The organism is Paenirhodobacter ferrireducens, from assembly GCF_004022265.1.
Lineage (GTDB): Bacteria > Pseudomonadota > Alphaproteobacteria > Rhodobacterales > Rhodobacteraceae > Rhodobacter > Rhodobacter ferrireducens.
Map to the genome: position 1 here is coordinate 1 of NZ_SAVB01000038.1, position 11,446 is coordinate 11,446.

The window sequence follows — 11,446 nt, forward strand, 5'->3', positions numbered from 1 at the left end:
CCAAGATCGGCAATGGCGTCGAGGTGGGAGTGGCAGGTCTCCAGCATCTGCTGCACGCGCGCCCCCACGGCGCCGGAAGCGCAGCAGGCGAAGAGCGAAGCGAAGCTGTCGAGCAAGCGATGGAGCGCGGTGAACTCGGCCTCGTTATCGCTCACGATCAGCGACCGCGTGAGCAGAGCCGAACGCTTCAGAGGCCGGTCCTCGAGACGCTCGAGCGGGGACGCGGTGATCGCGTCCGTCACGCGCAACACGTCCTCCCGCGCCATCTCGGCGTCGGCTGTCCAAGCCTGGAATGCGAGGTCGAAGCAGTCAGCCGTTTCCAGGTCGCGTTCGAACTCGATGTACTTCGAGAGCGCGATGTTCAGATGTGTGAACCGACGCGAGATGGGTGTGTGAGAAAACGCGTCGCGCGATGCTTCCGTCACGCCAAACGGCGTGCTAGCGAAGAAAGTAGCCATGTAGGTCTCCTAGCCGAGATCGGTATGGTTAGGCCCTCGTGGATGTTCCAGCATCAGCGGGGGCCGGTTGCTTTGTGTAGGGGTGACCTGCCACGGGATTTTTCCTCCACCGTCGATTAGAGTCCGGCCCAACCTGAGGACGGACAATGAAGCGAACGAGATTCACGGACGAACAGATTATCGGCATCCTTGGCGAGCACGAGGCAGGCGCGAAGTGCGCTGACCTGTGCCGCAAGCACGGTATGTCGGAAGGCACCTTCTACAACTGGAAGGCCAAGTTCGGCGGCATGACGGTGTCTGAGGTCAAGCGGCTGAAGACGCTTGAGGATGAGAACGCGAAGCTGAAGAAGCTTCTGGCCGAGCAGATGCTCGATCTGGCCGCGATGAAGGAACTGGTTTCAAAAAAGTGGTGACGCCTGCCGTGAAGCGCGAGGCGGTCGCGCATCTGAAGGCCCTTCTCGGGCTATCGGAACGGGGGGCGTGTCGGATTGCCGGGGCGGATCGCAAGATGGTCCGCTACCAAGCGCAGCGCGCGCCGGACACGGTGCTGCGCGGACGGCTGCGGGAGTTGGCCAACGAGCGTCGGCGGTTCGGCTATCGGCGCCTCTTCGTGCTGCTACGGCGCGAGGGTGAGCCTTCCGGCCTAAACCGGATCTATCGGCTCTACCGCGAGGAAGGGCTGACGGTGCGCAAGCGAAAGGCCCGGCGCAAGGCTATTGGGACGCGAGCCCCGATCCTGGTCGAGGCGCGGCCCAATGCGCGCTGGTCGCTGGATTTCGTCCATGACCAGTTCGCGGGCGGCCAGCGCTTTCGGGTGCTCAACGTGGTCGACGACGTCACCCGGGAATGCCTCGCGGCGATCCCGGACACCTCGATCTCGGGGCGCCGTGTGGCGCGTGAACTGACGGCCCTGATCGAGCGTCGCGGTAAACCCGGCATGATTGTCAGCGATAATGGGACGGAGCTGACCAGTAACGCCATCCTGCGGTGGTGTTCCGAGCACCGGATCGAGTGGCACTACATCGCGCCGGGCAAACCCATGCAAAACGGTTTCGTCGAAAGCTTCAACGGGCGAATGCGCGACGAGCTGCTCAACGAGACAATGTTCCGCAACCTGGCACATGCGCGCGTCGTGATCGCGGCTTGGGCCGCAGACTACAACACCGAGCGTCCCCATTCGGCATTGGATTACCAAACCCCGGCTGACTACGCGCGGGCCCTGACCACCGCAATCGCCCGCCCCGATGCGCGAGATGAAAGCTCCGCGCGTCGGGCGATTGCTCAACCCGCGTCGATCGGCGTAAATACCAACCGGGCTCCGGTCGCGGCTGGATGAAAGTTCAGTGGCAGGTCAGGGGTCACAGCATGACCTGCCCGCTCCCTCATGGACACTTCTGAAGGCACCTGGAATAGATGCTCGGCATCCGGGCTCCGGGCCGTGTTGATCACCTCGCCTCAACCCGTCTCCACTGGCACCGATGCCGCCTGAAGCAGTCCATTCTGCTCTTCCAGCCGCCCGTCTCGCTGCGCCAGTTCTATCCCGTCAGCGATCCTCCGCTTGATCCCGTCGCTTGTTGCCTTGAAACCAAGGCCGCGCGCGATCTCGGTGACCAACTGATCCGCAGGAGCGCCATAGTTGGCCGCCGCGAGGGCCACTGCCCCAGCCGCAATTTCGTCGAGCGGGATGGCCTCCGGCTTGCGCAGCCCCAGCGAGGTAACGGCTGAGCGATCCCTCAATACTGCCTGGCGCCCGTCGATGAAAACGAAGTCGCCATTGCGGAGAATGGAGCCTTTGCGGGCAGCGACATCGACGGCAGCACCGATGACATCCCGTATACGGGTTCCGGCTCTTTTCAGGCCCCAGGATTCCCGAATCCGGGTTACCACCTCGTCGACATGAATTGGTCCTTCGACCTCGGCCACGCGCTCGACATAGGAGACCAGCACCTCCCTGGGCAGTTCATGGAGTTCGCCAAGGTGGTGCGGTGCCCGTTCCAGCACGGTTTCCTCATAGAGATTCGGCGCCGATACCTCCGGTGTGATGGTCTCGGCCTCCTCGCCCATCTCGACCCCCATCAGCGTATAGTCACCAACGTCCTGGGCGGTGATCCGGACCGTGGGCTTCTGACGCCTCACCTCCCGGGCCGCGTCGTCCGCTTTGGCGGCATCGATCGCGCTGATCACACGAGCCAGTTCCTGCTGCGGCCGCTGGAACCAGTCCGTGCTCCAGATACGGTGGATGTGCCAGCCGTGGCTTTCCAGAACCGACTGCCGGAGCCGGTCGCGATCCCGTGCAGAAAGCGCATCGTGATACGCGGCGCCATCGCATTCGATCCCCAGAAGATAGCGCCCCGGCCGATCCGGATCGGAAACTGCGAGGTCGATGAAGAAGCCTGCCAAGCCGACCTGCCGGTGGACATGGTAGCCACGCTCGTGCAGCGCCTTGGCGACTTGCTCCTCGAACACGCGGTCGCGGTCCCGGCCAGTCGCCTCGCCCATAGCAAGACTGCCGGTGCGGGCAAAATGCAGGAACATCCGGAAGGCGAACACGCCTTTGCGGGATTGGGCGAAATCCGGATCGATATCCTCGTCCGTCATCGACGAGAAGACCTCGCACTGCTGCTTTGCACGGCTGATCAGCACGTTGAGGCGGCGTTCTCCGCCTTCTGACCCGAGCGGCCCGAAGCGCATCGGCACCCGTCCGCCCGGCACGGTCGGGCCGTAGCCGACCGAGATGAAGATCACGTCCCGTTCGTCGCCCTGGACGTTTTCCAGGTTCTTGACGAAGAACGGCTCCGAGGGATGGGAATGGAAAAAGCCTTCCGTTTCCGGATGAGCGCGCCGCAACAGTTCCAGTTCATCCAGGATCGCCCGGCGCTGCGCCACCGAGAAGGCCGCCACACCGAGCGAAAGATCCGGATGCGACAGCGCATGTTCGATGATCGCCCGCGCCACCACCTTCGCCTCGACCTGGTTGCAGCGCTTGCCGCCCGCGTCGAAAAGCCCATCAGGAATATGGTGGAAGCGAAGCCCCATCCCCGCCTCTGCCGTGTAGGGGCTGGGAACCACGAAAAGCTTGCTCTCGTAAAACTGCCGGTTGCTGACCGCGATCAGCGACTGGTGCCGGCTGCGATAATGCCAGCGCAACATCTGCATCGGCAGGCCGCGCGCGGTGAAAAGGCCAAGGATGCTTTCGATATCCGTGACCCGGCCGCCATCATCCTCGTCCTCGTCGTCGCCTCCGGTCATTCGGGCAAAGAATGCCGTCGGCGGCAGCTGGCGAGGATCGCCCACGACCACGACCTGCCTGGCACGGGCCACCGCGCCGAGCGCATCGACCGGCTGGATCTGGCTTGCTTCGTCCATGACCAGCAGATCGAACTCGACTGCGCCGGGCGCGAGGAACTGCGCAACCGAAAGCGGGCTCATCATGAATACCGGCTTGAGCGCCTGAAGTGCCGGTCCTGCCCTTTCGACCAGTTTGCGGATCGGCATATGGCCTCGCCGCTTCTGCAATTCGTTGCGAAGCACCCCGAGCGGGCCGATCGCACCGCCATCCCGCGGCGGCACGCGCCGGTAATGGGCGCGAACTGTTTCATCGGCGGACACCCGGATGCGCTGCAGGTCGAACTCGGCGAATTCCGCCACCTTTCTGGAATGGAGCGCACCATCGAAGTGCGCAAGGTCAGGGTCTGCAGCAATCAGTCCGTTATGCAGCGCCTCGTAATAGGCCATCTCGAAAGAGGGAATGATCCGGCCCGGTTCGAGCCGCCCGTCTTCCAGACGATCCACCACGTCGACGCAGCCGAGTTGCCGCCCCCGTCCGGCGCGATCGCGATAGGCGGTCCATTGAAAAAGGCTCTCGCCTGCGCCGCTCCAGTCCCGAAGTCGCGCGGTGAGCGCTGTCATCGGGACATCGTCCAGATCGGCGCCGAAAGATCCCGCCAGGTCAAGATGGAGATCGGCCGCGAGCTTGTCGAGATCCGCACCCAAACCGGTGGATCGCGTCTCTATTTCGTCGGCCAGCTCTGCGGTCGCCTCGCGTTCCTCTACCTGTCCGCCCAATTCGACAAGATCGGAATTATCGGCGACCCACTTCGTAGCGACTCGCAGCTGACGCCAGTCGGAATCGGCGCCGGCCCAGAGCGGCGCAAAAGCCGCGCTGGCGCTGGGTTCACCTTCACCGAGCAACCGTTCGGAGCGTCGGCCCTCGTCCAGACGATCGAGGAGCGCCAAGCGTTCTCCCAGACTGGGAGGCAACTGTTCGAAAAGACCGGAGGTTGCCCGATCCGCAACAGTCAGTTCCGCAGCACGATGCGCAAGGACATCCGCCGTCACATTTACCGGACTCCCCAGCAAGCGGATCAGGTGATCCGCTGCCTCCCGGATCGCCGCAAGGCCCGCCAGATGGTCGACGAGCCTGGATACCTCCTCCCGCTCCGGCTCGCGCGTGACGATACGTCGAACCGATTTTCCGGCCTCACCCAAGCCGGCTTGCCATTCCACGACCGCGGCAAGTTGCAAGGGGTCGGAACGCTCTCTGCGCCAAAGTCCGCCGAAAGCCGAACGGCCTGCCGCCTCGTCTTTCGCGATCTCAGCCCGCGCGGCCTTTCCTTGCTTGAGCCGGTCCAACTGGGTCAGCGTCGCCTCGAGCGGTTGGGCCGGATTGGCGAGGCAGGATCGCGCAAGCCGGTTTGCGCGCCGCCATTCGCCGCTGAAACTCTTGAAGAAACCGGTTCCGTGCGCGGCAAGCACATTGCGCGCCGCGGTCAGATCCGTGTTCCAGGCCGCCTCCACGACCTTGCCGTCAAGTTCCGCTTTCGCATCCTGATATTCACGCAACGCCGAGACGAGATCCGCTGGCAATCCGGGGTGCTGTTCCCATATCGGATCCGCCAGCGCGGCAGGCGGTGCTATCGGGGCCATGGCAACACGTTCAGCTACCCGGACAAGCGTCACAATCTCGTCGATCGTATCGGGTGACGCCTCGCCCAGCCGCTTGGCAAGGTCACGTGCGGCTTCGAGCGCGGGCGGCAACCTGCTGGCCAATTCGGCAATGATCCCGAAATCCGACTCCACGGTCGTCGCAGGAAGTGCCCTGAGCGGTTCTCTCGCATCGAGATTTTCACAATGCCAGGTATCGCCCTTGATCCGGCTCCGAAGCACCTGACGAATTTCGCTTACCAGTTCACCGTTCCGCAGGATCTCCTCCAGCGCGGAAATATCCGACCACTTGCCGGAAGCGAGCGCTTCGCGCGTCAAGGGTGCCGCCGCGATGCGGCGGGCAAGGCCGATCAGCGCTTCTAGCTCCTTGCCGGTGCGCGGTGCTTCGGCATGAAGCATCGTCGCCAGCCGGGCAGAGAAAGCTTCGATATCTCCATTGGTTGCTGCGGCTGCGGCAAGGCGTGTGGTCAGCCGTTCGACCTCCATGGGCGTGACGCTGACGAGTTCCACGCCATACCATATGTGCTGAGACGGGTTGCCGATCTCCAGGACGCGCTCGACCAATTCGCGCAGAATCCCATGCCGCTCCTCGAAGCCGTCACGAGTCCAGTCCTCTGGCCGATCGAGCCTGATATCATTCGGCTGCTCACCAGAGGAGCGGAGCCGCACCAACTGGCCGATAACCTGATATGGCGTCAGGCCGGAGACCCGGTCACGCTTGTGCATACGGGTCGCATGGCCGTTCAGTTCATCGCGCAATTCTCCCAGACGGGTGTTCAGCGAGCCGATGTCCGCCGTGCGCGGGGCGCCGTTTTCCCAAGTTCGCTTGATCTCCTCCAGAACTGCCTTCTTGTTGGCCTTGCGGCTGTGCAGTTCCAGGCAGGCAGCACCAACCCCGGTCGCATCCAGGCGGCGCTTCACCACCTCCAGCGCGGCCATCTTTTCGGCCACGAACAGCACGGTCCTCCCATCCGCCACCGCCGCCGCGATCAGGTTGGCAATGGTCTGGCTCTTACCGGTGCCGGGCGGCCCCTGGATGACTAGGTTACGGCCCATCCGCACCTCGTGGATCGCCAAGGTCTGCGAGCTGTCGCTGTCGAGAATATGATGGAGTTCAGCCGGCGGAATGATCTGGTCAATCGGCTGATCGTCCGGATGAAGAGGCTCACCGGATTCGAAGCCGTCGGCCAGCAACCCTTTCAGCAAAGGTTTCGATGTGATCGATGCCTCGGTCGGCCAGGTGGCGGGATCGAGGTCGTGATACATCATGAACTTGGCGAAGGAGAAGCACCCCAGGACCACCATGTCCGGTTCGACACCCCAGCCCTCCTTGCCCTCCAGCGAAGCGCCCACCGCGTCGAAATATGCCTGCAAGTCGAAGGCTTCGGAAATTTCAACCTCAGGCAGCCGAATCCCATGAATCCGATCTAGGAAATTCTCGAGCGACAGGTTTGTCGCGAAATCCTCTGGCCGCGCCCGCAGGCGGAACCGTTCCCCGGCCGTGCCACGCTCCAGCGAGACCGGGATCAGCAACAGCGGCGCGTGACGGATATTCTTCTTGTCATTGGGATCGACCCAGCGAAGTGCGCCTAGGGCCAAGTAAAGGACGTTTACGCCCTGCTCGTCCTCCAGAGTCCGCGCATCGTAGTAAAGATCCAACAGCCGCTTCTGCAGCCCTTCCGGGGTAAACCGGGTCTGAAGGCGCGTATCCGCATGGCGACCCGCGATGCCGCGCTCATCGAGTTCGTCATCCTCGGGAAGGGCCAGATCCTGGATAACGTCCGAATCCTCCTCGGCGCTGCGCTCCTCGTCCTCGCCATCAGATGGCTGGGCGGACTTTCTGGAGGGAAGGCCGGGAAGGAAGGTGAACGCCTTGGTTTCGCCGACAAGGAGACGGAAAATCTCGCTGCTGCGCTCATCGACGACCTCGATGCTCTTCGCGGCCTTCGCCGATTTCGGCATGTTGAGGAGCCGGTTGCGCGCCGACAGGTCCAGAAGCTCCATCCGGGCTCGGTCGAGCTTCTCCGCCAGCGTGCCGCCGCCCATATAGGGCGTATCCTCGATGTCCAGGCCCAAATCGTCCAACTCTGCCTCCATCAAAAACCTAAAGCGACACGCAGGAAGGCTTGAATCCCTCCCCATTTACGATCATGGTACACTACAATTCGATCAGGCAACCTTCGCTAACGGAAGCACGAATTTCTAGCGGTTTTTACCGTTTTGCGAGATTTGATAGCACTGCATGCAACCTGCATATGTTGCGGCAACATCTTCATGAAGCGCTGAGGCTGTCCCTGAAGGAACTGATCAGTTCCGCGGGCACGCTAGGCTCAGGACCCATTGATTTCAGGCTATTGGCGTGATTCAGGCTCTGCAAGGAGACCTGATAGATGAGCAATCTTTACTGGCTAATGGACGCCCAGATGGAGCGCCTCAAGCCGTTCTTTCCCAAGAGCCATGGCAAGCCCTGCGTTGATGATCGGCGCGTCCTCAGCGGTATAATTTTCATCAATCGCAATGGCTTGCGCTGGAGCGATGCGCCGAAAGACTACGGCCCGGCAAAGACCCTTTATAACCGCTGGAAGCGCTGGAGCGACAATGGCGTCTTCGCCCGGATCATGGTGGGCCTGGCCGCTGAGAGTGCCGAGCACAAGACGATCATGATCGACGCGACGTATCTCAAGGCGCACCGCACGGCATCGAGCCTGTGCGTCAAAAAGGGGGGCGCGGACGCCAGATCGGGCGCACCAAAGGGGGCATGAACACCAAGTTGCACGCGGTCGCGGATGCGAAGGGGCGGCCGATCGGGTTTTTCATGTCGGCCGGGCAGGTCAGCGATTACACCGGTGCCGCGGCGCTGCTGGGCGACCTGCCGAAAGCAGGCTGGCTGCTCGCCGATCGAGGCTATGACGCCGATTGGTTCAGAGAAGCGTTGAAAGACAAGGGGATAAAGGTCTGCATTCCCGGCCGGAAGTCTCGCAAGAAGGCCGTGAAATACGACAAGCGGCGCTACAAACGGAGCAACCGCATCGAGATCATGTTCGGGCGATTGAAGGACTGGCGGCGCGTCGCCACGCGATACGACCGCTGCCCGGAAACCTTCTTCTCCGCGATCATGCTCGCCGCAACGGTCTCGTTCTGGCTATGACGCCAGAACGAGACCTGAGCCTAAGTTCAGGATGGAAAGCACCCCGTCCATGCCATTCTGGCATTCCCACGGGGCAAGGAGACGGGGCGTATAAGGGATAGCGGCAAGGCACAGGCGCTTGCTTTAGGTTACAGCATATGCAAGTCTCTTCACGAATATAAATAATTTCAGTCAATGGAGACGATTTTGGCAAAGATCGACGACTTGCTGAAGAAAGGCCGCATTTTCTCGCAGAAGGCCGCGGCAGACCTGTCGATCAAAGCCAAGGATCTGGGCGGGAAACTCAAGATTCAGGGCGAGATCGCGGCCCAGCGGCTTGCGGATTTTCAGGATGATCGCAAGCGGCGCAAAGAAGAACGGGAGCGCGCCGAGAAGATTACGAAATTCAATAAGAATGTTGAAACTTTGGAGAATTGCCGGGCGGTTCTTCCCCCCTCGACGCTGAGAAACCTCGAGGCCTGGAAGAGCGCCAATCTAGATCCTGAACAGAAGGCTTCTTTCTCGAACCACCCGGACGTCGTCGCCCTTCTTGGGGCCGCCTGCAAACGGATGAATTTCTATACAATCGACAAGGAGAGGGCGGCGTCGAACCATGTCTTTACAGCCACTTCGGGCGATCTTCTCTGGTTAGTTCCCGAGAAGGATCGCACGCAGATAATCAAGAGTCTCGTGCGGCAGCATAGCGTGCGTGGCACCGGGACTACCGCTGCCACGGTGGTGAGCGTGCTCAACAAGAATTACGGCGGCACTGCCGCGATGATGGCGAACAATGCGAAGATCGGCGCGCATAACGGGCAGATTTCCGCGCTCTACAACAATCTCATCTTCTCCATTGACTACAAGCAGAGTGCGACGGCGGTCTCGCCCGAGCAGGGCCGGCTTATCCGACTGGCCTATCGATTCAGATTCTTCCAATACGGAGATGAAGCGCAAGTCAGACGCTGCCTATTCGCGCTGATCTACAACGGCGGCTCGGTGCGTTGGTCTCTGGACAGCAGAAACAAGTTCGCCGCGAACGCCCAGGCCGAATTCCACAACGCTTTTCGTGGCTACATGATGACACCGCTGGAAGCAAAGCGGATCATCGACTCCCTTGTCGAACAGGCCCGCAACGACCTCCCCCATGCGCTTGACGCCGATGTTTCCCAAGCGATGCAGCTCTATTACAAGGCGCCGTTGCCGGAACCGCCCAGCGCGATCAAGGAACGTCGGCAATCGGAAGATCACGAGGCGTCGTCACCCACCAATTCCTCAGAGGAGCTTGCAGGAGAGAGTGCGCCGACCTCGGTCGAGACCGAGCCGAAGGGGCCGGGCGCCGAACCCGCACAAGGGGCCACCGGAAAAGATAAATGAAGCACGAAGGCATCTAGGGTCTGCTGTGACCCCCGACATTCATCCAGCTGATGCCGGAGACCGGGTTTGATCAGCCCCACCTAAGTGGTCCGGTTTGAGTGTTAGTGCATGCCCGGCCTCGGGTCCATCGGGACGATGGTTCAGGGGCTGGAGGGCGGTAGTTCAATGCACTGTGTGGACGCTTCGTATTGTAGTGCTTCCTCCATTGTTCGTTCAGGATCTGCGCTTCCCGAAGGCTGTAGAAGACCTCGCCGTTGAGCAGTTCATCGCGGAACCTGGCATTGAAGCTCTCGCAGTATCCGTTCTCCCAAGGTGACCCAGGCTCGATGTAAGCGGTCTTCGCGCCGACGGTGGCAATCCAGTCCTGAACTGCCTGCGCCACGAACTCCGGGCCGTTGTCTGACCGGATGTAAGCCGGCACGCCCCGCATGATGAACATGTCACTCAGGGCGTCGATCACGTCACCTGAGTTCAGCTTACGCTTCACCCTGATCGCCAGGCACTCCCGGCTGGGTTCATCCAGGATGTTGAGCGTCTGGAAGACCTTTCCATCCTCCGTACGGCAATGCACGAAGTCATAGCTCCAGACGTGGTTTCGAGAGGCCTTGATGCTGTAACCGCCCCCCGACGGCATCTGTGTGCCAAGGTGGGTTTGCGAGGATCCACAAAGGAGAGCGGTCATGTCGGAGATTATCACGGTCGGGCTCGATAGAGGAGCTTGCAGGAGAGAGTGCGCCGACCTCGGTCGAGACCGAGCCGAAGGGGCCGGGCGCCGAACCCGCACAAGGGGCCACCGGAAAAGATAAATGAAGCACGAAGGCATCTAGGGTCTGCTGTGACCCCCGACATTCATCCAGCTGATGCCGGAGACCGGGTTTGATCAGCCCCACCTAAGTGGTCCGGTTTGAGTGTTAGTGCATGCCCGGCCTCGGGTCCATCGGGACGATGGTTCAGGGGCTGGAGGGCGGTAGTTCAATGCACTGTGTGGACGCTTCGTATTGTAGTGCTTCCTCCATTGTTCGTTCAGGATCTGCGCTTCCCGAAGGCTGTAGAAGACCTCGCCGTTGAGCAGTTCATCGCGGAACCTGGCATTGAAGCTCTCGCAGTATCCGTTCTCCCAAGGTGACCCAGGCTCGATGTAAGCGGTCTTCGCGCCGACGGTGGCAATCCAGTCCTGAACTGCCTGCGCCACGAACTCCGGGCCGTTGTCTGACCGGATGTAAGCCGGCACGCCCCGCATGATGAACATGTCACTCAGGGCGTCGATCACGTCACCTGAGTTCAGCTTACGCTTCACCCTGATCGCCAGGCACTCCCGGCTGGGTTCATCCAGGATGTTGAGCGTCTGGAAGACCTTTCCATCCTCCGTACGGCAATGCACGAAGTCATAGCTCCAGACGTGGTTTCGAGAGGCCTTGATGCTGTAACCGCCCCCCGACGGCATCTGTGTGCCAAGGTGGGTTTGCGAGGATCCACAAAGGAGAGCGGTCATGTCGGAGATTATCACGGTCGGGCTCGATCTGGCGAAGAATGTGTTTCAGGT

Annotated in this window: 5 protein-coding genes and 2 pseudogenes; 3 read left to right on the plus strand and 4 right to left on the minus strand. The window is 61.4% G+C overall.

Features of this window, described 5'->3' with window-relative positions; genetic code table 11:
* A partial coding sequence (locus tag EOW65_RS19465) for a hypothetical protein (protein ID WP_128152288.1) occupies window positions 1–458 on the minus strand: 458 nt, incomplete at its 3' end.
* 146 nt (window positions 459–604) lie between these two features.
* Between EOW65_RS19465 and EOW65_RS19470 the strand changes: the two genes are divergently transcribed.
* A protein-coding gene (locus EOW65_RS19470) for an IS3 family transposase (protein WP_128152290.1) occupies window positions 605–1,794 on the plus strand; the annotation gives its coding sequence in 2 pieces (ribosomal slippage) (window positions 605–857 and window positions 857–1,794; 1,191 coding nt in all).
* Between the two features lie 119 nt (window positions 1,795–1,913).
* Here the strand turns inward: EOW65_RS19470 and EOW65_RS19475 are convergent.
* Entirely contained in the window at window positions 1,914–7,499 is a 5,586-nt protein-coding gene (locus EOW65_RS19475) for a DUF3320 domain-containing protein (protein ID WP_164880170.1), read from the minus strand.
* A 293-nt stretch (window positions 7,500–7,792) separates the two neighbouring features.
* Here EOW65_RS19475 and EOW65_RS19480 point away from each other — a divergent pair.
* Together EOW65_RS19480 and EOW65_RS19485 are read left to right on the plus strand one after the other, a co-directional pair.
* A protein-coding gene (locus EOW65_RS19480; RefSeq protein ID WP_128152294.1) for an IS5 family transposase occupies window positions 7,793–8,550 on the plus strand; the annotation gives its coding sequence in 2 pieces (ribosomal slippage) (window positions 7,793–8,117 and window positions 8,117–8,550; 759 coding nt in all).
* Between the two features lie 174 nt (window positions 8,551–8,724).
* Complete coding sequence (locus tag EOW65_RS19485) at window positions 8,725–9,903, plus strand: hypothetical protein (RefSeq protein ID WP_128152296.1); 1,179 nt, start codon at window positions 8,725–8,727, stop codon at window positions 9,901–9,903.
* A 101-nt stretch (window positions 9,904–10,004) separates the two neighbouring features.
* On the opposite strand, the pseudogene EOW65_RS19490 reads toward EOW65_RS19485, so the two are convergent.
* Window positions 10,005–10,498: pseudogene (locus tag EOW65_RS19490) on the minus strand (integrase core domain-containing protein); the annotation flags it as partial.
* Window positions 10,499–10,814: 316 nt separating this feature from the next.
* Window positions 10,815–11,308 (minus strand): annotated as a pseudogene (locus EOW65_RS19495) (integrase core domain-containing protein); the annotation flags it as partial.
* Window positions 11,309–11,446: the final 138 nt, after the last annotated feature.

Excerpts from the sequence above, each read along its gene's own strand:
- EOW65_RS19475 (WP_164880170.1), bottom strand. The coding sequence starts at position 7,499 with ATGGAGGCAGAGTTGGACGATTTGGGCCTGGACATCGAGGATACGCCC.
- EOW65_RS19485 (WP_128152296.1), top strand. The coding sequence starts at position 8,725 with ATGGAGACGATTTTGGCAAAGATCGACGACTTGCTGAAGAAAGGCCGC.